At 42.4% G+C, this 22,348-nt stretch carries 21 protein-coding genes and 1 tRNA gene; 10 read left to right on the top strand and 12 right to left on the bottom strand.

Going from position 1 to position 22,348, the window contains the following annotated elements; genetic code table 11:
- Positions 1 to 8: 8 nt before the first annotated feature.
- From topA to DI077_RS05620, 4 genes are all read right to left on the bottom strand, one after another.
- Positions 9 to 1,856: a type I DNA topoisomerase gene (gene topA / locus DI077_RS05635; RefSeq protein WP_109018435.1), complete on the bottom strand. Its 1,848-nt coding sequence runs from the start codon at positions 1,854 to 1,856 to the stop codon at positions 9 to 11.
- A gap of 32 nt (positions 1,857 to 1,888) precedes the next feature.
- The gene (cysK, locus tag DI077_RS05630) at positions 1,889 to 2,803 is read right to left on the bottom strand and encodes a cysteine synthase A (protein ID WP_109018484.1); all 915 of its coding nucleotides are present in this window, start codon (positions 2,801 to 2,803) and stop codon (positions 1,889 to 1,891) included.
- A 169-nt stretch (positions 2,804 to 2,972) separates the two neighbouring features.
- Complete coding sequence (locus DI077_RS05625; RefSeq protein ID WP_242935374.1) at positions 2,973 to 3,893, bottom strand: HEAT repeat domain-containing protein; 921 nt, start codon at positions 3,891 to 3,893, stop codon at positions 2,973 to 2,975.
- Between the two features lie 46 nt (positions 3,894 to 3,939).
- On the bottom strand, positions 3,940 to 4,488 hold the full coding sequence (locus DI077_RS05620; RefSeq protein ID WP_109018434.1) for a polyhydroxyalkanoate synthesis regulator DNA-binding domain-containing protein: 549 nt from the start codon (positions 4,486 to 4,488) through the stop codon (positions 3,940 to 3,942).
- 60 nt (positions 4,489 to 4,548) lie between these two features.
- On the opposite strand from DI077_RS05620, the gene DI077_RS05615 reads away from it, so the two are divergent.
- Positions 4,549 to 5,433: a hypothetical protein gene (locus DI077_RS05615; protein WP_109018433.1), complete on the top strand. Its 885-nt coding sequence runs from the start codon at positions 4,549 to 4,551 to the stop codon at positions 5,431 to 5,433.
- Here DI077_RS05615 and DI077_RS05610 read toward each other — a convergent pair.
- The 5 genes from DI077_RS05610 to DI077_RS05590 are packed head-to-tail and all read right to left on the bottom strand — an operon-like array spanning position 5,422 to position 10,221.
- Positions 5,422 to 6,195: a hypothetical protein gene (locus DI077_RS05610; RefSeq protein ID WP_109018432.1), complete on the bottom strand. Its 774-nt coding sequence runs from the start codon at positions 6,193 to 6,195 to the stop codon at positions 5,422 to 5,424. The two genes, DI077_RS05615 and DI077_RS05610, sit on opposite strands and share 12 nt — an antisense overlap.
- 18 nt (positions 6,196 to 6,213) lie before the next feature.
- Positions 6,214 to 6,729, bottom strand: coding sequence for a redoxin domain-containing protein (locus DI077_RS05605; RefSeq protein WP_109018431.1), 516 nt, complete (start codon positions 6,727 to 6,729; stop codon positions 6,214 to 6,216).
- A 10-nt stretch (positions 6,730 to 6,739) separates the two neighbouring features.
- A complete protein-coding gene (locus tag DI077_RS05600) occupies positions 6,740 to 7,639 on the bottom strand; it encodes a decaprenyl-phosphate phosphoribosyltransferase (RefSeq protein WP_109018430.1) in 900 nt (299 codons plus the stop codon).
- Positions 7,640 to 7,647: 8 nt separating this feature from the next.
- Complete coding sequence (locus tag DI077_RS05595) at positions 7,648 to 8,673, bottom strand: hypothetical protein (RefSeq protein ID WP_109018429.1); 1,026 nt, start codon at positions 8,671 to 8,673, stop codon at positions 7,648 to 7,650.
- Positions 8,674 to 8,730: 57 nt separating this feature from the next.
- The gene (locus DI077_RS05590) at positions 8,731 to 10,221 is read right to left on the bottom strand and encodes a TrkH family potassium uptake protein (protein ID WP_242935373.1); all 1,491 of its coding nucleotides are present in this window, start codon (positions 10,219 to 10,221) and stop codon (positions 8,731 to 8,733) included.
- Positions 10,222 to 10,389: 168 nt separating this feature from the next.
- Here DI077_RS05590 and fusA point away from each other — a divergent pair, with 168 nt between their 5' ends.
- The 7 genes from fusA to prmC all read left to right on the top strand — a co-directional run bounded on the left by fusA (position 10,390) and on the right by prmC (position 17,708).
- Positions 10,390 to 12,507: an elongation factor G gene (gene fusA, locus DI077_RS05585; protein WP_109018428.1), complete on the top strand. Its 2,118-nt coding sequence runs from the start codon at positions 10,390 to 10,392 to the stop codon at positions 12,505 to 12,507.
- A 642-nt stretch (positions 12,508 to 13,149) separates the two neighbouring features.
- Positions 13,150 to 13,794 (top strand): LIC_10271 family cell wall hydrolase, encoded by a 645-nt coding sequence (locus DI077_RS05580; protein WP_109018427.1) that lies wholly within the window; start codon positions 13,150 to 13,152, stop codon positions 13,792 to 13,794.
- Position 13,795: 1 nt separating this feature from the next.
- The gene (locus tag DI077_RS05575; RefSeq protein ID WP_109018426.1) at positions 13,796 to 15,031 is read left to right on the top strand and encodes an amidohydrolase family protein; all 1,236 of its coding nucleotides are present in this window, start codon (positions 13,796 to 13,798) and stop codon (positions 15,029 to 15,031) included.
- A 24-nt stretch (positions 15,032 to 15,055) separates the two neighbouring features.
- On the top strand, positions 15,056 to 16,111 hold the full coding sequence (locus DI077_RS05570) for a tetratricopeptide repeat protein (protein ID WP_109018425.1): 1,056 nt from the start codon (positions 15,056 to 15,058) through the stop codon (positions 16,109 to 16,111).
- A complete protein-coding gene (locus DI077_RS05565) occupies positions 16,111 to 16,755 on the top strand; it encodes a Crp/Fnr family transcriptional regulator (protein ID WP_109018424.1) in 645 nt (214 codons plus the stop codon). Before DI077_RS05570 ends, DI077_RS05565 begins: the two co-directional genes overlap by 1 nt.
- A tRNA-Arg gene (locus tag DI077_RS05560) sits at positions 16,756 to 16,828 on the top strand. It begins immediately after the preceding gene.
- A 7-nt stretch (positions 16,829 to 16,835) separates the two neighbouring features.
- Entirely contained in the window at positions 16,836 to 17,708 is an 873-nt protein-coding gene (gene prmC, locus DI077_RS05555) for a peptide chain release factor N(5)-glutamine methyltransferase (RefSeq protein WP_109018423.1), read from the top strand.
- 551 nt (positions 17,709 to 18,259) lie between these two features.
- Here prmC and DI077_RS05550 read toward each other — a convergent pair.
- Positions 18,260 to 18,742, bottom strand: a complete 483-nt coding sequence (locus tag DI077_RS05550) for a winged helix-turn-helix transcriptional regulator (RefSeq protein ID WP_109018481.1) — start codon at positions 18,740 to 18,742, stop codon at positions 18,260 to 18,262.
- Positions 18,743 to 18,831: 89 nt separating this feature from the next.
- Here DI077_RS05550 and DI077_RS05545 point away from each other — a divergent pair, with 89 nt between their 5' ends.
- Positions 18,832 to 19,383 (top strand): dihydrofolate reductase family protein, encoded by a 552-nt coding sequence (locus DI077_RS05545; RefSeq protein ID WP_167837060.1) that lies wholly within the window; start codon positions 18,832 to 18,834, stop codon positions 19,381 to 19,383.
- 40 nt (positions 19,384 to 19,423) lie between these two features.
- Positions 19,424 to 19,762, top strand: coding sequence for a hypothetical protein (locus DI077_RS05540; RefSeq protein ID WP_109018421.1), 339 nt, complete (start codon positions 19,424 to 19,426; stop codon positions 19,760 to 19,762).
- Between the two features lie 31 nt (positions 19,763 to 19,793).
- Here the strand turns inward: DI077_RS05540 and DI077_RS05535 are convergent, their stop codons facing one another.
- Together DI077_RS05535 and DI077_RS05530 are read right to left on the bottom strand one after the other, a co-directional pair.
- Positions 19,794 to 21,188 carry an Lcl C-terminal domain-containing protein gene (locus DI077_RS05535; RefSeq protein WP_109018420.1) on the bottom strand — a complete coding sequence of 465 codons (1,395 nt, stop codon included), beginning with the start codon at positions 21,186 to 21,188 and terminating at the stop codon, positions 19,794 to 19,796.
- A 170-nt stretch (positions 21,189 to 21,358) separates the two neighbouring features.
- Positions 21,359 to 22,339: a malate dehydrogenase gene (locus DI077_RS05530; protein ID WP_109018419.1), complete on the bottom strand. Its 981-nt coding sequence runs from the start codon at positions 22,337 to 22,339 to the stop codon at positions 21,359 to 21,361.
- Positions 22,340 to 22,348: the final 9 nt, after the last annotated feature.

Here is a 22,348-nt window from a genome sequence, read left to right as displayed (position 1 = left end):
TCCTTCGATTATTCTTCATAAGAAGCATAATCACAATGCGGATAACGGGAACAAAAATAGATCGTTTTTCCTGTTTTTGAAAACTTGGCTAAAACCTTTCCCTCATTACAAGTTGGACAGACCCTGGTTCCTTTTTGCGGAATCGATTTCCCTTTGTCCTTAGTTTTTTCTTTTTTAAGAGTCGGTTTTAATTTTTTTAATTCCAAAACTCTTTGATAAAACGATCTGATCAGTTTGACACGGGCACCTTGCCCTCCTGCAAGCAGGTCCAATTCTTCTTCCATCGACTTTGTAAAACTTTCTCCTACAATTTCATCGAATCGTTCGACAAGCAGATCGTTTACTTTTTCGCCTAACGCCGACGCTCCTATCTTTTTTTGGTTTTGGAAAACATACTTACGTTTCATCAGGGTTACAAGAGTCTGTGAATAAGTGGAAGGTCTGCCCACTCCCGTTTTTTCCATTTTTTGGATCAAACTTCCTTCCGTATAACGAGAAGGAGGTGAAGTTTTTTTATCTTCCCAAATCCATTCGGAAACGGAAACCTTTGCTCCGGGTTTTAGACCTTTTCGGGGATCCGCGGGAAGTTTTTCTTTTCCTAAAAATCCTTTAAAGCCGAGTGATTTCCCCTCTTTCTCTTTGGTGTTCCATCTCTCCCCTTCGGACTCGAAAATATAATTTCTTTCAATTCCAGTTTCCGGTAATAGAAAACTTTCCAGAAATCTTTGCCAAATCAGTTCGTACAATTTGAATTCGTCCGGCTTTAAGGAAGATCGCAAACTATCTGGAGTCAAATAAGGATCTATCGGGAGGATCGCTTCATGCGCTCCCTGGCTATGCAGCTTTTCCTTTCCTTTAGTGGGAACACCTCGGATCAGATCGGGAGATTTATCATTTAAGAATCGTAATGCGATCTTTTTTTTGCCGTCTGTGACATGGGTGGAATCGGTTCTCATATAAGTAATGAGTCCCTGGTATTCTCCATTCTTCATCCGCTTCCCTTCGAACAATACTTGAGCGATCTTCATTGTATGAGATCCGCTAAATCCGAAAACCCGCGAAGCTGTTTCCTGCAACACCGCAGTAGTGAAAGGAGGAGGAGGGTAATTTTTATATTCCTTTTCCTCAATCGATTCCAAAGTCAAAAAAGTATCGGGAAGAGCTTTTCCTTTGCCGGAGACTCCGTATTTGGAAAGCACTGATTTTGCTTCTTTTTCGTTTAACTTCTCTTTCGATTTGGGTAAAACATAATCCAATTCGAAATTTTCTTTTTTGTCAGAAACCTTTGCCTTTAAGGAAACATAAACTTCAGGAATGAAATTTCGAATCTCCGCTTCTCTTTCGCATATCCATCGTAATACGGTAGACTGAACTCTTCCTGCGGAAAGAGATGAGCCTCCCAAATATTTCCAAAGAAACGGAGAAATTTCAAAGCCGAAAATCCGATCGATCACTCTCCTTGCGACTTGCGAATCGACCAGTTGCCGATCGATAACGGATGGATTTTTCAAAGCGGATATTACTTCCTGTTTTGAAATCTCTTTCAAACGAATACGAAACATATTCCCTTTTTTATCACCAAGCTCGTCGGAGATATGTTCTGCAATCATCTCCCCTTCCCGATCAGGGTCAGAGGCGATGTAAACATGGGAACTGGACTTGGATAATTTTCGAATATTAGAAAATAATGTTTTTTTGCCTTTTAGCCATTCATAACTTGGCTCGAAGTCGTTGGTAAAATCAATTCCGTATTGTTTGGGAGGGAGGTCTTTGATATGACCCTTGGTTGCAACGACTTTCCAATCTCCGTCTAAGTAAGATTGTAAAGCCGCCGCTTTGGTAGGAGACTCAACTATAATTAATTTTGTGATAGTTGTCGTCCTGAAAACTAAACGAACAATCCTTCAATCGAAAGGTATCTTTCTCCCGTATCATAACAGAAAGTAAGAACCTTTGATCCTGCGGGAATATCCTTTAGTTTTTTAGCCACTGCCGCAAGACTTGCTCCGGAAGAAGTTCCGATAAAGATACCTTCTTTTTTTGCAATCTCAACTGCCATAGCAAATGATTCGTCTTTTCCTACAGTGATGATTTCATCCAAAAGTTCCGTTTTACAGTTTTTTGGAATAAAACCGGCACCTATCCCTTGTAAGGGGTGCGGTCCCGGTTTGCCGCCGCTAAGAACAGGAGAACCTTCGGGTTCCACTGCAATGATTTTCAATTTAGGAAATTTTTTCTTCAGGTTCTCGGCACATCCAGTGATATGACCGCCCGTTCCTACACCTGTGATGATATAATCCAAACCTTCCGGAAAATCTTTTGCAATTTCTTCCGCAGTAGTTTCTCTATGAACTCTGATATTTGCCTCATTCTCAAACTGTTGAGGCATCCATGCTTTCGGATTGGAAGCGAGTATTTCTTTCGCTTTTTCAATCGCTCCAGGCATTCCTTTTTCACGAGGGGTAAGTTCGAACTTGGCACCATAAGCAGCCATGATTCTTCTTCTTTCGATCGACATATGTTCCGGCATAACGAGAGTTATAGGATAACCTTTTACCGCAGCAACCATCGCAAGTCCTATCCCGGTATTTCCGGAAGTCGGCTCCACAATCATGGAATCCTTTGTCAGTTTACCCGTTTTTTCAGCATCCTCAATCATGGAAAGAGCGATACGATCTTTGATCGATCCGCCCGGATTTTGACGCTCCAACTTCAACCAAACTTGATGGTTTTCTCCGAAAAGACGAGACAGGCGAACATGGGGGGTGTTTCCGATTGCTTCTAAAATACTATTTAACTTCATAAGAACTCCGCAAAAGTTATTACTTCTGGGAAAACTGATTTTGTCCACGAAGAAAATGAGAAACAAGCTTCTCATCACTGTCTCCCCTCACCCTGGCGCGAGCCGTGAGTGAGGTACAGAGTCCACAGGATGTTTAAAATACTGGAGAAATCGAAGAGGAAAGTCTAGTTTAAGGAACGCGAAAGGATTGGATTTGTTTATAATCCTCTCTCATCTGCAAAAGAACTCTTTGGTCATTTTCAATCGTAATGGCATGCTCCAAATGAGGCGCAGCAAGAGTTAGGTCCATTCGAACCAGTGCTTCTGATGCTTTTTTTCTGATCTCTGGATCAGTATCTTTCAAAGTTTCCACCACTGCCTTGAAATTCTGGTTGGGAAGTCTTTCCAGACCGGCAAGTGCACTCAAGATGGAAATTTTCGCATAAGGATCTTTTTCATGACTAAGAAGTTCGGGAAGATTCGAAATCGTTTCTTTTTTTCCGGCCAGATAGATTGCATCTGCAGCGGAGGAACGAATGTAAAAATTTTTATGAATGAGCGCCTGTTTGATTTCTTTTTCGGAATTTTCAGTCAAAGGAAGAGTTCCGAGAGACCGAAGCATCTCTCCGCAGGCCAAAACCATGGAAATATCGTCTTCTCCGAAAAAATAGGGACTGGATAAACTCTCTGATCCGTAAACACCGTCTTTCAATTTGCGGGGTTTGTTTTCCCTTTCCACAAGAGCTTCCGATTGCTTTTTATATTCAATTAACAAAGGTTCAATGGCAACTGCTTCACCTTTTCGACCGAGGGCTTTCGCTGCATAAAATTTTACTACGGGTGAATTTTGAGTGGAACTGGGAAAATTCGGTGCTCCTCTTAAGGCGGCTATCAAATCTCTGGTTCCCAGATTGCTTTTAACATACGTTAATCGATCAATGGCATCTCTGATTTCGTTCGGATCCGCCGAAGCGATTCTTTTTTGCTGTTCTACGAAAAATGCCAACCTTTCTCTGGGAACCGGCGCCCCCTCGTCTGCATTTAGTACTAATCCTGGGGAAACAATCATCCCTAGAATGGAAATAAAAATAAGCTTCACCAAACGTTTCACCGAGAACCTCTTATGATAAAGTCTGACGGTTTTTTATCTTTTTTGATTACGTATCTTTTAATTTTTCTGCGACTTCTTTTAATTTTTCGGAAAGGTCTCCGAGAGTCGGAGTTTCTTTTTCCTGTAAGCTGATGGATAATTTTTCCAAGTCCTTTTGGATTTGTTCTTTTTTCTCGCTGGCACGAGAAGCCATTTTGCGAAGCAAGTCCTCTCTGTAATGACTGAAATCCGCTTCCTTCAACTCCCCCAGATCCACCATGGAAGTAACGATCTTTTCCAATCTTTCCGAAGTAAGATAATTGGCGCCGATCCCTCCGAGCACCAATCTTTCGAATAACCCGGAGATATCTCTTCCTGTCTCCCGAATGAGAGAGGTGAGCATAAAATTTGAAAAATACTCATTGCGTTGGCCCAAACTCACCTTCAGGAATGTTTGGCCTAAAATCTTAGGGGTGATGTCTTCACTGGACATATTGTCCAAAACTTTAATTTCTTCTCCACCGATGATCATCCTAGCCACATCTTCCAAAGTGATAGTGGAACTGGTCTCGGGATCGTAAAGTCTGCGATTGGCGTAACGTTTTAGAATCTTCATAGAAGAACGAATTTTAAAATGGCTTTTCGAGAACAGGGGGTCAACCAAAATACAATCTGAATGATTCCTCTATTTGGAGCAGTTTTGATTTCCCCAGGTTCCGAGAAGGAAGGAAAATTACTACATGCTTGGCTCAAATACCACTCCCTCCAAGTTACCGAGGTACATTCGAAAAATTGGAAGGATCATTCCTCAGGGATTCTTTTTTTTTCCAAATCAACACCGGAACTTGCAAAAGAATTATTGGAATGGAGCATTGAACCATTGCTATTTGGTTCCTTTACGGAAGCGGAAAAGGAAAATTTCAGAAAGGCAGGAGTGAGTTTATTGTGGCAAGAAGATGGCAGCCGGTTTTCCGACTTTCCGATCTTTTCAGCTAACGCAAGTTCAACGAACTGGGCCGTCTTTTCCACTCGCCCCCGGTTCGACAAACATATCTTCAGTCTGCTTCGTGCAATGGGAGAAGTCGCCTATACGGAAGGAGTGTTCGAACATTTGGTTGCTAGAATCAAAACAAGCCCCATCCATCTTGTTTTATTGGATTGGGATGCAGTGCCTTCCCCCATTTCCAAATCAGTTGAAGTTTTAAAATCGATTCAAAAGGAAAAACAAGTTCTGTTTTTAGGATTGAAAAATTTCGATAAGGAAAATCTATACAGGGACCTTTCCCAAGGAATTACGGAAATTTCTCCCTCTCTATTTCCTTATTCGGAAATCCTGGAAGTGGTATCTAATTCCCTTCCTATAACAAAAAAAGAAGAAATTCCCAGATCCAAGTCTGTGAATTTCAAAAGGCTTACATTCGAATTTCAGGAAAAAAAAATTCCGGTTCGATACCAGCTGGAAGAAAGGTTTGTTGAAAATAATTACGGAGACAAAGAACAAAAAAAAATAGAAAACATCCGAAAACTTTTTACCTGGTTGTACGGAAGTTCATTCGACTAAACGCAAGTCGTCCGTAGAAAGTTCACTTGCTCCTCGATTCGGGAAAGCCTGTTCGAAAAACAAAGCTGCAAGCAAATCGAAATCTTCATCTTCCGCACGATTCTCTTCTTCCCAAAGTTCATTTCTTCTTTTGATCAAAAGCGATACCGTGGCATCTTCCAGAGAAAATTCGATCTTAGCTTTGTTCAATTCACGAATGAAATAGTTCAAATTGAAAATTACATAGTCCCGAAAGAAACGAAGACTTGCCAAAGTCGGTTCATATTTAAGCAATGCTTCCGTCAAATAACACGCGGTTTTCAACTCCTCCGTGTTTTTCGTCTCATGGTAAGTGTTAAAGATATGACTGATCGTTTCATGCATGGAAATCGTACTATGATACGACCCTTTTATGAAATCTGCATGTTCCCTGTTTTCTCGAATATAATTCCATACATCGATGATTGTTTTTTTTTCGATCGCTTCCTTTAGCGCAATATCGGATTCTTCCTCGTTAGGTTTGGGATCGACCAGAAGTATAAATAAAAACTTTGTTTCGTAAGCAAATCTGGACTCTTTAGGAATATAATATTCGATCCAGATAGGTTCTTTGTAATAATGAATCGCTTCGGTTGGGCTGAGGTCGGGAGTAACTTTTAAGGATTTGAGTTTTCTTACGTCATCGGTAAGGACTTTTTTGCCTTCCACTCTCGTCCGACTACGTTTGATTTGGCGGAGTTCGGATTTATTGAGTAACGGCTTGGGCTTAAATGGTTGCTCCATAATAGACTCATCGGTTGTTTAAAAGAGAGTCGTGAGAAAAGAACGAAGCCAAAAACTCATCGGGCTGATAATTCCGGTATCTGCAAAAACGACTTCTCCTTTTGCATTTAAAAAAACCGTAGTGGGGAAAGCGGAAATCCCCCAATCACGCAAAAGTTGGTAGTTTCCTTTTAACACAGGGTATTTGATATCATGGTCTTTGATGTACTTTTGAAGTGTGTCCGGAGAACCTTCTTCATCCGGAGCAACCACGGATAAAAACGTCGTCTTATCCTGATTCAGAAGATTCAAATTCGAATTCAAAATATAAGAATAACCTTTGCAGACAGTGCACCAAGTGGCCCAAAAATAGATGACCTTGGGTTTCTTTTCCCAGGAAATCGCCTCGCCAGGTGTTTCTGCAAGAGTTTCGATAGGAATCCGAGGATCAAACCCTCTTCCTTTGAAAAATCCGAACACCAAAGTTGCTACAAAAAAGATAAAAAAAGCTGAAACAACTTTGAGCCGATAAGGCCAATTTTTCCAAAAGATCATTTTTAGTCCCCTATTGTATGACTGGCAGAAGGACCGATAAGTTTCCAAACACCAGAAATAACACAAGGCATAACCAAAGGAATCCGGAAGCCAATACGGATTTGTCGGTTAGAATCGCCTTAGTCGGGTCGTGTCCCATATTTTTGATATAAATGATATAAAGACTTCGAAAGATCGCATAAACCACGATGGGAACGGTATACACCAGATTTTCCGTACCCAGATTTTTTGCAGTCGACGGGCTGACGGAATACATAATATAACTAACCAGTGTTAATGTCGAAGTAATCGCCATCATCAGATCCAAAAATTCCAAAGAATATTCATCCAAAATTTTTCTGTGTTTGCCGGCGTTCTCCTGAAGGATATTGATCTCTCCCCTTCGTTTGGAAAATCCCCAGAAAAGTGCCAATGTAAATGTACAAAGCAATAACCAATGGGAAAATTGAACATTGATCACAACGGCTCCTGCGATCGCACGAATCACAAATCCGATGGAAATACTCATCACATCAAGGATGACTATATGTTTCAAAACCTTGCTATAAACAACATTGAAAACCAAATAAAATAAAGTGAGAAAAAAGAAGGTAGGAGAAAGCCAATAAGACCCGATCAAAGCGAACGGCAATATAACTCCGGTTATGGCAAGGGCAAGGCCCGCATCCAATGCACCGCTGGCAAGAGGACGATGTTTTTTCTCAGGATGTCTTGCATCTTCATCCTTATCCAAAAAATCATTAAATACATACTGGGAACTGGCTACGAAGGAAAATAATAAAAATGCAGCACATACTCTGGTAAAGGATGTTTGATCGAATATTTTTTTTGAAAAGATAAGCCCCGCAAACAGGATCACGTTTTTGATCCATTGCGGAAGCCTCATCAATTTTAAATAAAGTAGAATCACGATCTTATTTAGTTACTAAATTTTTTATGTGCTTCTAAATGGCGCATCTTCAATTCAACGGAAGAAGCTCCCTTTACATTGGGAAAATAAACGATAAAATAAGGATCGTTTCCGGTAGATTCCATTTCGATCGGTGAACCGGCTTTAGCTTTTCCTCCGGTTTTCATATCACTGATTGGACCGAATTTATCTCTATCTTTGGGAAGCAATGTTTCATCCAAAAGGAAATCCCTTTCGAATAAAACCGTGCCTTTCGCATTTAAGATCCTAAGACTTTCGATCGAATACCGCATTTTTTTCTGTTGGATGGGATCAATACGAATACCGTTTAACTCCTGATTTGCGGAAGTAGGGAATTTATAAACCACCCACTCTCCCTTCTTAGTCAGATCAATCGGAGCAGTTTCAAAAGCTTCGTCTACAGGATTGGGATTTTTTTCAGATAGAAAATAAACCTGAACATCGGTTTGTTTCATTTCCGGACGGGTAATTTTTCGATAAGCATACGTTACCAACCCTGTTCCCAGAACAAAAATCACAATTGCCGTTTGAACGAAAATCCTGCTTTTGTATTCCGTGAGAGCGGTATAGAGATCGGATTTTTTGATCTGTTTAAAATGGCTGTTGAGTTCGGAAATCAGATCGGAAAGTTCGGTTTCCGCTTTTTCCAAATCCTCTTCCTTTAAAGAAACGGAAACGGATAGATTCAAAACATTCGGATAACTTTCGTAAATTGATGTTAGTTTATCATTCCCCAATTTCGAAATTTCAGATTTCCAGTCGGCACCCATTTTTGTTTTGGGTTTTCCGAAAAAATCCAGAGAGAGATTGATCGTATCTAAAGCGAGTAAACCGGACAGGATCGAACTATCTTCAAACTTTTCATTTGAATTCAAAATCTCGATCGACTCAAGTCTGGAATGAACCTTTTCGAATGACTCTTCCAGTCTGCTTCTTTTGTTTTCTTTTTCTATCTCATCCGAAGATAGATTCGGTTTTTTAAATCCGATTTTGATATAATCTGTAAATGCCATAACCCTTTCCAATCCTTCAGATTTTTAAATTCATACAAGCTAAGTAAAGTGATTTTCTTAGCCGACCTGGATCTTCACTCCGTCGTCCACTCCACCCATTTTAGGAACACCGGAATGCCCTGTTGCGGAAATCAAAATAGTAAAAATCCCAACCCTACCTACATACATGATGAACGCGTAAAGTAGCTTTTCCATATCTCCCAACTGAGGAGTCAGATTGAGGCTGAATCCGACTGTTGAAAATGCAGAGATCATTTCGAAAAAAATCACATGCAGGGAATGTTGATTCCCGTCCAAAACTCCCAACACTATAAAAGCAAATGCCAAAGCGAGTGTTGCTAAAAAATAAACCCGAATCGCAACCGCCACCGAATTTTTAGAAACAACCTCTCCGAAAAGCATAACCGGTTTGTAAGGCTGGATTACGTTTTTCAAATAAGCAAGAAGTAAAACGAACGTAGTGATTTTAATCCCTCCCGCAGTACCTTGCGGACCACCTCCGATAAACATCAGTACGGTGATAATAATGACGGAAGCATCGTTTAGATTTCCCAAATCCATTGTTTGGAAGCCCGCGGTTCTTGCACAAGTAGAGATAAAGAAGGCGTTTGCGATCTTATCAATCTGTCCGAGCGGGCTGAAGGTATGCGGATTTCCCTTTTCCAAAAAATAAACTCCAACGGCACCAAACAATAACAAGATGGCCGACCCGAATACAAGCAATCTCGACTGAATCCTGGTGGATTCTCCTCTCAAATGCTGGTTGTAATTTTCAATCCTTCCTTCCAGAAATGCGGATACCTGTGCCGGCAAAAGAAATAGTTTGGGAATCTCTCCGGTTGTTAAGGTTTTTTTCAAGAGAATGGTTTCCGCCGCGATTTCAATTTTGCTTACGATTCTGAAAATAACCGTTAGCAAAAATTTTTCGAGTAGTATGATAACGGGAAAACCGATACCTCCCAAAATGACAAGACCGGAAACAATGTACAAACTGAACGGATCATGCCGCAAAGCGGACAAATCGTTCGTGATCGAAAAACCGGCGTTATTGAATGCGGAAATTGCGGTAAAAATGGAAAAAAACCATCTCTCATTTCCGCCTTCCGCGCCATCGGGCATATGAAGATACAAACCGATGGCTCCTAGTAGCTCCAAAGTGAATGAAATATTGATGATGGAAAGAAGCATCCGGTTCACTTCATTCGATTTTAATTTTTCAGTCTCTTCTCCCTTATCAATTGCGGCAGTCACGAATGCGTTGAATTTCGAATTTCTGGAAATCCCTTTGATGATTAAAAATCCGATGATCACCGTAAAACTGATGATCCCTAGTCCTCCCAGTTGGATGAGAGAAAGGATGATCCAATGGGTTCCATGATTCAAATGGGAGAGATTGACCGGAGAAAGTCCGGTAACGCAGAGTGCCGAGGCGGATAAATAGAAGGAATCGATATAGGAAATCTCTCCCCTTTCACTGCTATAGATGAAAAAAGATCCGATTATGATTGCCGATAAAAATCCCAGGCAAACTACCCTGGCAAAGGACATGGTTCTAAAAAATCGCCTAAGACGTGATAAGATCAAATGGATCAAATTTCTCCCCAAAGTCCTAGGATTTTGCCCTGGCTAAAAAGCCCAAGTACTTTACAAATGAGCCTAATTTCAGAATTTGGTAGAATCTAAAAATTTTTTTCATAGAATATTTTCGAGGAAAGTATGACCTCTGCTGCTGCAACAAAACGCGACCCAAAAATTGAGAAAATTCGTAATATTGGGATTTCTGCTCACATAGACTCGGGTAAAACTACCCTAACAGAACGGATTTTATTTTATACAAACAAAATCCACGCCATCCACGAAGTACGTGGAAAAGACGGTGTGGGTGCAAAGATGGATAGTATGGAACTCGAAAGAGAGCGCGGGATTACAATCCAGTCTGCGGCTACCTATACCACTTGGAAAGATATCCAAATCAACATCATCGATACTCCGGGCCACGTGGACTTTACCATAGAGGTAGAGAGATCCCTTCGTGTACTAGATTCGGCGATTATGGTTCTTTGCGGTGTGGCGGGAGTTCAATCCCAATCCATTACCGTAGACCGCCAAATGAAACGATACAGCGTTCCACGCGTTGCATTTATCAATAAACTGGATAGAACCGGTGCCAACCCGTTCCGAGTCATCGACCAACTCAGAGAAAAATTATTTCTAAACGCACATGCGGTTCAACTTCCGATCGGATTGGAAAACGATTTGGTAGGAATTGTGGATCTTGTGGAAATGAAGGCTTATTACTTCGAAGGTTCGGCAGGACAAGACATCCGAATCACCGATATTCCTGCGGAAATGCAAGAGCTTGCGAACGAAAAGAGAGAAGCACTTTTAGATGCAGTTTCTCTTTTTAGCGACGAACTCACGGAAGAATTATTGGAAGGCACTCCTACGGAAGCTCGTGTCAAAGAAGCGATCCGAAGAGGAGTTCTTGCACTTAAATTTGTTCCCGTATTTATGGGTTCCGCTTTCAAAAACAAAGGGGTTCAAAAACTTCTGGATGGAGTTCAGGATTACCTGGCTTCTCCTTACGACGTTGTCAACAAGGCAAAAGAAGTAGGAAACGAAGCAAACGAAATCATCATGGAGTCTGAAACGGACAAACCGTTGGTTTGCCTTGCTTTCAAACTGGAAGACGGAAGATACGGTCAGTTAACATATGTTCGGGTATACCAAGGTCGCCTGGAAAAAGGTATGACGATCTACAATTCTTCCAATAACAAACGTCATAATATCGGTCGTTTGGTGCGAATGCACTCGGACGAGATGGAAGATATCACAAAAGCGGAAGCGGGTGATATCGTGGCTCTTTTCGGGATCGATTGCGCTTCCGGGGATACATTCACTGACGGTAAGACAAAACTGACTATGGAGTCTATGTTTGTTCCTACTCCGGTGATTTCACTTACCATCGAATGCAAAGAGTCGAAACAACTTCCCAACCTTGCGAAAGCTCTTAACCGTTTCACAAAGGAAGACCCTACATTCCAAACGGAAATCGACAAAGAGTCCGGCCAAACCATCATCAAAGGGATGGGAGAGCTTCACTTGGAAGTTTATATCGAAAGGATGAAACGTGAGTACGGTGTGGATCTGGTAACAGGTGCGCCGCAAGTAGCTTACAGAGAAACCATCACAAAAGCGGCAGAATTTGATTACACTCATAAAAAACAAACCGGTGGTCAAGGTCAGTTCTCTCGTGTAGCTGGTATCATCGAACCGATCCCTTCTGAAGAAGGAAAAGATTACGAATTCGTAGATAAAATCGTAGGTGGTTCCATCCCTCGTGAATACATCGGATCTTGCGATAAAGGTTTTCGTTCTTGTTTGGAAAGAGGATCTCTCATCGGCTTCCCTATCATTGGAGTTCGTTGCATCATCAATGACGGTGCTTACCATGATGTGGATTCATCCGATATGGCGTTCCAAATTGGTGCTCGTTACGGTTTCCGCCAAGGATTCTCGAAAGCAGCTCCGATCATTTTAGAACCGATCATGAAAGTGGACGTGGAAGGACCGACTGAGTTCCAAGGAGCGATCCTTGCTTCCATCAACCAAAGACGTGGTATGATCTTGAACACTACGGAAGAAAACGGATACGCGAAAATCGAAGCGGAAGTTCCTCTTGCGGATATGTTCGGGTATTCTACGATTCTTCGTTCTTCTACCCAAGGAAAAGCCGAGTTTGCTATGGAATTCTCCAAGTATGCTCAAGTTCCTAGAAACGTAGCGGAAGAGTTGATGAAAAAATACAAGGTGAACAACAGAGAAGAAGAGTAAAACGTGAAATGCTCCTGCCTCCTGCCCGTGTAACCTCCTGTTACAACGGGCGAGCTTCGGCCGTCCTGGCCTCGCCACCACCGGCAGAAACATTTCACTTGTTTTAAGACTCGTTCGACTAAAAGCCAAACCCCGAAAGCGGTTTGGCTTTTTTATTTTAAGATAAGGGGAAAGGAAAAACTTTCGGGGATTCGCTATTTATGTTTACTGCCCGAAAATCAGCTTTGCTGATGATTCTTCGAATGTTTCTTCTCGCTTATTGGATTTTATTCTGGTATCCCCGCCCTAATTTGGGTGGGGAACTAGACCCGCCACCCAATGCATTCTCTCTATCATATCGCCTTTCTCTTGTAAAGCGATCCATCTATTTGTAAAAATTTAATTCAAATAAGTTCGCCTTTTTGCCAGTCCCTATCCCTTGTGGGTTTCATTTTTCCGGGATAAATTCCTTATCCTTTCGATGGGCCAGGGACCTGCGCGGGGACGCCACCGGCGGCCGTCCGCAAGGACCGAAGCCGAAAGGCGGAGCCTTGCGGAAGAGCCCGGTCGAAACGAAGTTTCGAGGCCCCCATCCTCTCCTAATTCGCCCCCAAAAACAAATGTATGAATTCGTAAAAATGTCGAAGTTAATACTAGATTCTTATGCGAAATCGATTGATACAAATCTGCATTTTGTCCTTTTTTTTGGGGATCGCTTCGGAGCGAACTTTCGCAAAACAAAAACCGACGGATAAGAACACCTATCGGGTGCAAGCTGGTGATTCCTGGTGGGGAATTGCCAAAAAGTTGGGAACCACGCCGAAGGAACTTGCTGCGATCAACGGAAGGACCGAAAAGGAAGGTCTCTATCAAAATGAACTTTTGCGAACCGGCGGAAACACTACAGCTTCCAAGTCGGAAGCCCAAAAAACAGCCCCCAAATCGAAACCGAATTCTCCCCTTCCCGGTTATGAAAAAATTGCAAAACCTTATTCGGAATTAACTTATGATCCTCATAAGGGAGTTCGTTATTCCAGAGAAAATTCCGGCTGGGTGCGTGCGGCACTTCCCGGAAAAGTAGTTCATATCGATTATATGGACGGGTATGAAAATTATATCATCCTGGAACATGAGAATGGCTGGTATTCCGTGTATGGAAATTTAGAAAGAGTGCAAGTGACTGAAGGGCAAACCCTAGTCGCGAAAGAACGTTTGGGTACTCTCATAAAAGACAAAGGACTGTATTTCCAAGTGAATCATAACAAATCTGCAATCAATCCCTCTCTTTTTCTACAACAAGGAAGCTAACATGAGTTCTTGGACCATTTCGAACGCCCAAGTATTTCAAAACGGAAAATTGGCCGACCTGGATTTAAAATTGGAAGGAAACCAAATCGATTCTCTTCAAAAAAGGGAATCTTTTCCCGGCTCAAAGCCCGATTCCAGAACCTTTGATTTCAAAAATAAAAAAGTTTACCCTGGGTTTTTCAATTCCCATGACCATCTCCTTGCAAGTTATCTTCCTAAAATCGGAGGCACCACAAAACACAATTCCTGGCTTGCTTACGATAATCTTTATAAATCTTCAGGAGTATTTGCGGAAAGACAACAGTTGGATAGCGAACTACTCTATTACCTGGGAGCTTATAAAAACTTGCTGGCGGGAGTTACGTCCGTTCATGATCATATCCCTCATTCCATTCAAAAACCTTTCGTGGATATATTGCCGATTCGTTTGCTTTCCGAGTTTACTCTCGCCCACTCCGTAGGAAATTACAGTTTGAGTTGGGGAGAAGGTCCCGCCTTGGAATACAAACTTGCAGAAGCGTCTAACTTACCTTTTGTGACTCATTTGGGAGAAGGATTGGATGAAGATTCCCTCAGCTCTCTGAAGAAACTGGAAAAAATGGACGCACTGGGCCCTCATTCCGTTCTGATTCATTGTTTGCCGTTCGGTCCCAGAGAGGTGGAAAGAATTGCAAAAGCAAATGCTTCCGTAGTATGGTGCCCGGGATCCAATTTGCACATCTTCGGCAAAACAACTAACATTAAATTGTTTATGGACGCAGGAGTCAATGTTTGTCTGGGCACGGATTTTTCCCCTTCGGGGTCTTTGCATATATTAGAAGAATTGAAACTAGCAAAATCCTTATTTCAGGATTTATATGAAGAAGAATTGCCCGAATCTACCTTACTCAAATGGGTGACGGAAAACCCCGCCCAAGCGTTTAGAAAACCGACTTTGGGAAGCATCAAGGAAGGGCAAATTGCCGATTTAGTTGTCATAAATGACGGGACAAATGCCTCTGAAATTTCAATTTCCCAACTCGGATGGGACAATGTGGATCTGGTGATCATCGATGGAATGCCTGTTTACGGGTCTTCCGCCTATAAAAAACTTTTTTCTGAGCTGGGAATAGAATCGGAACTGATTTCTGTGAAAGGTTCTGAAAAGATAGTCGCAGGGTCTCCAAAAGCATTACTAGACCAAGTTTCTTCGAGTGTTGGGTACAAAAAGGATTTGGCTTTTTTACCTATTTTATGAATTTTATACGCTAAGAGGATAATCTTGTCTGGCCCCATTGTTCGAAATTATAAAGGCGGTTCCATTGTCTACTTTGAGAAAGACAAAGCGGAAGATATTTTTGTTCTCCAAAAAGGACGCGTAGTACTCACCTACTCCAACGTAAACGGCGTCGAACTGAAAGAAGACGTTAAACTGGGAGAATTTTTCGGCGTGAAAAGCGCGCTGGGAAGATACCCCAGAGAAGAAACAGCCCAAGTGATCGGTGCTGCCACTGTACTTGTATTCAAAGTCCCCGAATTTGAAAGATTCGTAAGTGATAAAACTCATCTTATCATCAAGATGTTAAAAGTTTTTTCAAGCCAACTCCGCCAAGTGCACAGACAAGTAAGAGAAATTTTAGGCCAAGGGGAAGCAAAAAACCCTGCCTTCGAACTTATGAATGTTGCGGAAGTGTTTTTCAAAAACGGAAATCATGAACATGCAGCTTATGCATTCAGTCAATACCTACAACATTATCCGGACGGACAGTACATCGATCGCGCAAAACAATTGCAAGACTTGGCCGCAAGAAAAGGATCTTATCCTCTCACCTTACCGGAATTAGTTTATAAACCGGAACCGGGTGCTGGGAACGGAAAACTACAGGAAATGCTAAAAACAATGGCGGTTCAAAAAGACCCGTCGACTTCTACGGTAGATCCGAACTCCATTCAGGCCCAACATGACAAAGCTTCCACAATGATGAGCGCGGGCAAATTTGCGGAAGCGAGTTCCTTTTACAAAGAGATTTCGGAAAGAACCGACTCGGTCACCCAAGAAGAAGAACAATTGGTGGAAAATTCCTTATTTTATCTGGGAAAGGCTTACTATAAAGCAAAGGACAATGCTTCTGCGATCAATACCTTTTCCAATTTTATCAAAAAGTATCCGAAAGGCCAGCTATTGAAAGAAACCGTTTACCACCTAGCGCTTGCTACAGAAGCAAACGGAGAGAAAGACAAAGCATTGCAATTGTATCAAAAAGTAACTCTTCTTCCACCGACCGATGATAGCATTTCCGAAGATGCAAAAGCAAAAGTCAAAGCGGGTAAATCCTAATGAATGATCAAATGCTGGAAGCGATGTTCGGAAAATTCGGAAAAGTTTTTGAGCCGAATGATGTCTTGTTTTGCGAATACGAACCTGGAAATGATTTTTATTTGATCAAAGAAGGCAAGGTAAAGATCACAAAAACAATCGGAAACTCGATCAAGACCCTGGATGTGCTGGAAGCAGGCGATATCCTGGGCGAGATGGCGATTCTGGAAGAACAACCTCGGTCCGCCACCGCTACGGCAGTCACTGAAGTGAAAGCACTCAATTTCAATCGTGCCAATTTCGAAATGCTCATGACCAAGAACCCGGCGCTTGCGATGAAATTACTCCATATTTTTTCCTTTCGAATCTACGACCAAAAACGCAGACTCATGATCCTTCTTATGGATGATATACTGGGAAAAGTATGCGATGTATTCGTCATGCTCTACGAAAAACAATATTCGAACGATGTTTATAGTGAGATCGTTCTTACTTCCACTGTAGAAGACATCGCCAGTTGGTGCGCGCAACCCGTCGGAGAAGTACAAAAAGTCATTATGCAATTTGTAAAAACAGGCAAATTGGATCTATATCCCGACAAAATAGTTATTCACAATATCAATGATTTCCAAAGGATTGTGAATCAGAAACGAAAACCAGGTTAAGCTCCCGTAGTTCAGGTGGATAGAACAATAGTTTCCTAAACTGTTGACACAGGTTCGAATCCTGTCGGGGGCAAGGTAAAATGACCGAACCAAACACTCTACTTTATTACTTAAAAAGATCCACGGAATTTTTAGAAAAAAAAGGAATCACAAACCCAAGGGTAGACGCCGAATGGCTGTTATCCGATCTCTTAAATCTTCCCCGCATAAAACTCTATTCCCAGTTCGAAATGCCTTTGAGTCCTAAAGAAATAGAAACTTACCGGGAACGCATCGTAGAAAGAAGCAAAAAGAAACCGGTCGCGTACATTACAGGTAAAAAAGGTTTTCATAAATACGACTTCTACGTCAACGAACACACGTTAATTCCCCGGCCGGAAACCGAAGAATTGGTGGATTGGTTCTACAAAGATTCAAAGAATATTTTTGCCGAAATAGGAAATCCGAAAATACTCGACCTATGCACCGGAAGCGGGTGTATCGCCGTTTCTCTGTCCCGTTTGATTTCCCAGGCGGAAATCTGGGCTACGGATATTTCCGGTGATGCCTTGCAAGTTGCCGAAAAAAATGACAATGAAGTCACTCCGCCCGGCACTCGCCCGATTCATTTCCTGGAATCGGATCTTTTCAAAAACATCGCTTCCGATTTGAAATTTCACGCCATACTTTCCAATCCTCCTTACATACCCTCGGAGGAAAAAAAAGATATCATGGAAGACGTGTTAAACTTCGAGCCCCATCTCGCACTCTTTGTGGATGATTTCAAAATATTCCATTCTTCTCTTCTGGAAGGTGCTCTTTCGCATTTGGAAAACGGAGGAACTCTGGCGCTGGAAACACATCCCGATTTTGCGGAATGGATTTTGGACGAAGGTAAAAAAATCGGTTACCGCGAAGGGGAAATCAAAAACGACTCCTCCCAAAAACAAAGGTTTGTTGTTCTGAAGAAGTAGGCGTTTCGCACACCACGCTCTTTTTCGCGGAACATCCTGTTCCGACGAAAAAACTCCGGCATCCCTGCCTCCGTCACCGCGAGATGTGCTGCACTTGCTTATAAGAGTAGAATACTTGAGCTTTATTCTTTTAATTAAAGGTCGGAGGGAGGGCGCCTCGGATTTGTTAGATGACAAATAAATCATCGATCCCCCCGACCGGGCTCTTCCGCGACTCCGCCTTTCGGCTTCGGTCCTTCGGACGACGACCATCCGGTCGTCCCGCTGCGATCCCTGGCGGGGAGAGTTTTTAGTATAGCATCCCCGCCCTATCGACATTGGGTGGGGTTAACCACCCGCCACCCAATGTCTTCTCTCTATCACATCGCCTTTCCCTTGTAAAGTGATCTCTTTATTTATGAAAATTTTATTCCAATAAGTTCGCCTTTTTGCCCGACCACACTTACGAACCGCTTACGGATTTTGCGGAAGCGATAAATTTTACATACCGTCTTTCGTGTTGAAAACGCGAGTAAAAGGACTAGATCCTGTGTATTTCTATCTTGTATCAATTATTTCCGAATTTTCTTTTTGATCTCTGAAAACAAACTACGATGCGAATTTGTGGCGGACTCACCGAAAATCGACCCGCCCAGGCGGACTGTTTTTTGAATGCGGGGAATAAGTGCATTGCGATCCTTGCGTACTGCTTGCAACCATTCATGCGGCAGATCTTTCTGAGCTACTCGTTTCGCACCCCATTCAGCCAAGTCAAGAAGTATGGGGACAAGATCCAATCCGTCTTCGGTAAGCTCATATATTTCTTTGCGCTTGTCTATGGGATGCGGTTTTTTCACCAACAGCCCTTTATCCTGCAGCTGAACTAAGCGGTCGGCCAGGATATTACGTGCGATAGCCTCTTCGGAAGCCAGGAATTCATTGTACGTCTTTTTACCAAAGTAAATGATATCTCTGAGAATCAATAGCGACCAGCCATCTCCTAACATTTCTAAGGAGAAATTGATGGGGCAATTGGATCGTAATTTATGCTTCATGATTATTCGTTGCTTTTTATTCAATAGGTACATAGCATATGTTTTAGGTTGCAAAATGCAACCTAAAAATAACAATGCAGGGGTTTTATATGGGAAACGTGGTAGCATTTGAATGGCTGAGTGGAGACGGAGTTTTTGATGCAGATTTTATGGAGGAATGGTTTTTCCCCTACGATAGTCCCGAACGACGGAAATTCATCAAAGAAACATACCGGGAGGCTAACGCATTTCTAATGGGCCGAAATACCTATGAAATGTTAGCCCCTTATTGGTCGCAGTTACCTGATGAAGATATGGATGGTCTTGCAGGTGTACTTACCCATACTCCAAAATTCATCGCCTCACATGGACCTCAGGTAGCTCATTGGGGAGATACAACTATACTGAAGGGAGATATTAAAGCCCAGGTCAAAAAACTAAAGAGCGAAGTGAGCAACATAATGATTATCGGAAGTGCTACTTTAGCGGAGTCACTCGCACAGGTCGGACTTATCGACGAATACAAACTGCTCGTCCAACCATTCATAATGGGAACAGGCAAACGTTTCTTTACGGAAAGTATGAAAACACCGTTAGAGCTGGTAGAAGTTAAAAAGCTTCATCAAGATATGGTGTTACTCCATTATCGTGTCAAAAAGTAACGTCTTGACTTTCCTGCAAGTTATCGAGAATCTCAATCCCATGAAGACAGGGGCAATGATTGTTGGTTTGGTGTTTTGCGTGTTTATGGGAATCATGGTGATCTCAGTTGGCCTGGGAGCTGCTTTCCCATCAATCAACCGGATTGCCAAACCGGTAGTATGCCCGAATGGAAACATGATACAGGAATCTCGCATCTACAACCCTTTTCCGGGAAAAACCGTCAGCAGCCAAACGTGGTATTGTGTTGAGGAAGGTAGCGGTTCCAAAAGACGGTTAAGTATGTTTCCGATTTCTATGTTTGCCGGCACGATTTACGGTTTGCTACTTTATGCTGCCCTATTTGTAATGAGATTGATCAGAAGTCGTCCGTCTGCTTGAAAACTAAAAACATGGACATTCTATGTCCCGCTTACGGCCCACTCACGCATCTTGCCGAGGCGGAAGCGGCGCCCTTTCCATATTGATCGTAAAAACCGGTAGTAGTTACAATCGCATGAGCACTGGTCGTAGTGTCCTGTCTTGTAGTACTGGACCAATAGTAGGTAAATGGATTGGGAAAATAAGTCTCATGCAAACGACTGCTACCTGATTTGGTATGATCTACGATACTAAGAAGTTCATTTCTGTTGGGAAGCCTCCAGGTTTTGCCGGCAAGATTTAAATCTCTGCAATAGACCAATGCGGACGTCCAAGTAGGAGTCGCTGTCGCCGCAGGAGTACAATCCGTAACACCTTGTCCATAGCTGCATTTTTGCCATATCAGCTTTGTATTTTTATCCAGGATGGTTCCATTCCCGTTGTCCGTATAATTTCCGCTAGGTTCCCTAAGTGTTCCTGATACGCAACGTACGTAATTGTTCCCGGCAGGAGCTTGCTCATTCAGCGCACCGATGAGGAAGCTCACCATATAATAAGAGCCGGCGGTTGCCTGTGAAGGAGTGGAAGACCAATAGTATCCGCTCGTTCCCGTTCCCGGGAAATAGGTGCCCGATATGGAAGGAGAACTGACGGAAACATCCACGAGACTAGCCAATTCGGAAATAGAGGGAACCCGGAATCCTTTCGAAGCACATAGAGAGGATGCTGTAGCATAAACATAACTGGTGGCACCGGCACAACTACCCCCACTTCCCCCTTCCGTACATTTCTGCCACAAAAGTCCCGTTATATTATCGAAAACGGTTCCATCTCCCCTATCCGTATAACTTCTTGCCAAATGCAGTTGGAGATCCCCGTCTTGTCTAGGAAAAGAAGAGTTTCCACAAGTTATAGATGTGCTCGCATTAAAACAAGATGTCTGGCCGGTTTTCAAAAGTCCGATCGCATTTGCACCCAAGGTGGTGACTTCTATGTTAATCTTAGTGGAGAGACTTCCCGAAGAATGCGATGCTGCCACTTCATACTCCGTTGCAGAACGGGAAATGGAAGGCGTTCCTTGCAAAATACAAGTTGTCGGATCCAAAGTCAAACCTGTGGGAAGGCCGGGAGAAGCAGTGCAATTGGAAAAGCCGGAGGATAGACTCGGCTTTACATCATCGATTTTAATATGTTGGGAAAAAACAAAAGGACTCCCCGTATAACCAAAAGAAGGTTTTGGACTGGCAAGACAACCCGGAGTCGCAAGGCATTTGAACAATTGATTGGGAAGATAGGAGCTTGATCCGGGGTCTTCCGGATTGTTATGAATCTGGTTTGAACAATTGGAGATAGATAAGACGGAAATGAGATTTAGAAACAGTAAAATTTTTCCCAGTTTCAAGTCCGATAGAATATTTTTTCCCAAATCAAATCCGAAAAAGAGCATTTTTCCAGAATTTCGGGTTTAGTTACGAGGCAAATGATTTTTTATAAACTGGAAATAACTTTCCAATTTGCAAAACGAAACAAAACAGATGATAGTTGATTTTATTACAAAATTTGTTCTTGGTAAAGTCTGTCCGCCGGAAAACCGGCGAACAGGATAGAAACTTAGTTTTAGATCATATCTTTTACTTCGGCTTTTTCTTCCTGAAGTTCTTTATGAGTGAGATCAAACTTCTCTTTTCCAAAAGCATTCAATTCAAGACCGCTTACGATCTCTACTTTTTTGCCATCGGAACGCAGAGGATATCCGAAGATAAGTCCTTTTTCCACACCATACTCACCATTGGAATGGCATGCTGCACTGAACCAGTCGCCTGCTTTCGTTGGAGTTACAATATTATGTACGGTATCAACCACTGCATTTGCCGCGGAAGCCGCGGAAGAAGCACCCCGGGCTGCGATGATGGCCGCACCTCGTTTTTGTACTGTAGAAATAAAATCTCCCTTCAACCAATCATGATCCGAGATCGCATCGGTAGCAGGTTTTCCGTTGATTTTAGCGTTATAAAAATCAGGATACTGAGTAGCCGAGTGATTTCCCCAAATGGCAACATTTGACACTTGTTTTACGGCAACGCCAGCTTTCTGCGCTAACTGTGTTTTTGCGCGATTTTCATCCAAACCTGTCATCGCGAACCAACGATCGGAAGGAATTCCTTTCGCGTTATTCATCGCGATCAGAGCATTCGTATTACAAGGGTTACCTACTACCAAAACTCTTACATCGGAATTCGCATTCTTTTCAATCGCTTTACCTTGAGTTGTGAAGATTCCACCGTTGATTTTGAGTAGATCCCCTCTTTCCATTCCCGCTTTTCTGGGAACGGAACCGACGAGCAAAGCCCAGTTGATATCACGAAAAGCTTCGTCTATATTTGAACTTACGGATACTTTCTGAAGTAAAGGGAAAGCGCAATCATCCAATTCCATGATCACACCTTTTGCCGCAGGAACAGCTTGTTCCAATTCCAATAATTGCAATTCCACCGCAGTGTCGGGACCGAACATTTGTCCTGAAGCGATTCTGAATAGTAGTGCGTATCCGATTTGACCTGCAGCTCCAGTGACTGCTACTTTTACTGTATTCCCCATTGTATATAT

The sequence above is a fragment of the Leptospira kobayashii genome (genome assembly GCF_003114835.2).
GTDB lineage: Bacteria > Spirochaetota > Leptospiria > Leptospirales > Leptospiraceae > Leptospira_A > Leptospira_A kobayashii.
The sequence above is the reverse complement of the archived record's forward strand: the minus strand, read 5'-3'. Positions and strand labels throughout refer to the sequence as shown.

Excerpts from the sequence above, each read along its gene's own strand:
- cysK (WP_109018484.1), bottom strand. The coding sequence starts at position 2,803 with ATGAAGTTAAATAGTATTTTAGAAGCAATCGGAAACACCCCCCATGTT.
- DI077_RS05620 (WP_109018434.1), bottom strand. The coding sequence starts at position 4,488 with ATGAAGATTCTAAAACGTTACGCCAATCGCAGACTTTACGATCCCGAG.
- DI077_RS05615 (WP_109018433.1), top strand. The coding sequence starts at position 4,549 with ATGATTCCTCTATTTGGAGCAGTTTTGATTTCCCCAGGTTCCGAGAAG.
- DI077_RS05610 (WP_109018432.1), bottom strand. The coding sequence starts at position 6,195 with ATGGAGCAACCATTTAAGCCCAAGCCGTTACTCAATAAATCCGAACTC.
- DI077_RS05605 (WP_109018431.1), bottom strand. The coding sequence starts at position 6,729 with ATGATCTTTTGGAAAAATTGGCCTTATCGGCTCAAAGTTGTTTCAGCT.
- DI077_RS05595 (WP_109018429.1), bottom strand. The coding sequence starts at position 8,673 with ATGGCATTTACAGATTATATCAAAATCGGATTTAAAAAACCGAATCTA.
- DI077_RS05590 (WP_242935373.1), bottom strand. The coding sequence starts at position 10,221 with ATGTCCTTTGCCAGGGTAGTTTGCCTGGGATTTTTATCGGCAATCATA.
- fusA (WP_109018428.1), top strand. The coding sequence starts at position 10,390 with ATGACCTCTGCTGCTGCAACAAAACGCGACCCAAAAATTGAGAAAATT.
- DI077_RS05580 (WP_109018427.1), top strand. The coding sequence starts at position 13,150 with ATGCGAAATCGATTGATACAAATCTGCATTTTGTCCTTTTTTTTGGGG.
- DI077_RS05575 (WP_109018426.1), top strand. The coding sequence starts at position 13,796 with ATGAGTTCTTGGACCATTTCGAACGCCCAAGTATTTCAAAACGGAAAA.
- DI077_RS05565 (WP_109018424.1), top strand. The coding sequence starts at position 16,111 with ATGAATGATCAAATGCTGGAAGCGATGTTCGGAAAATTCGGAAAAGTT.
- prmC (WP_109018423.1), top strand. The coding sequence starts at position 16,836 with ATGACCGAACCAAACACTCTACTTTATTACTTAAAAAGATCCACGGAA.
- DI077_RS05550 (WP_109018481.1), bottom strand. The coding sequence starts at position 18,742 with ATGAAGCATAAATTACGATCCAATTGCCCCATCAATTTCTCCTTAGAA.
- DI077_RS05545 (WP_167837060.1), top strand. The coding sequence starts at position 18,832 with ATGGGAAACGTGGTAGCATTTGAATGGCTGAGTGGAGACGGAGTTTTT.
- DI077_RS05540 (WP_109018421.1), top strand. The coding sequence starts at position 19,424 with ATGAAGACAGGGGCAATGATTGTTGGTTTGGTGTTTTGCGTGTTTATG.
- DI077_RS05535 (WP_109018420.1), bottom strand. The coding sequence starts at position 21,188 with ATGCTCTTTTTCGGATTTGATTTGGGAAAAAATATTCTATCGGACTTG.
- DI077_RS05530 (WP_109018419.1), bottom strand. The coding sequence starts at position 22,339 with ATGGGGAATACAGTAAAAGTAGCAGTCACTGGAGCTGCAGGTCAAATC.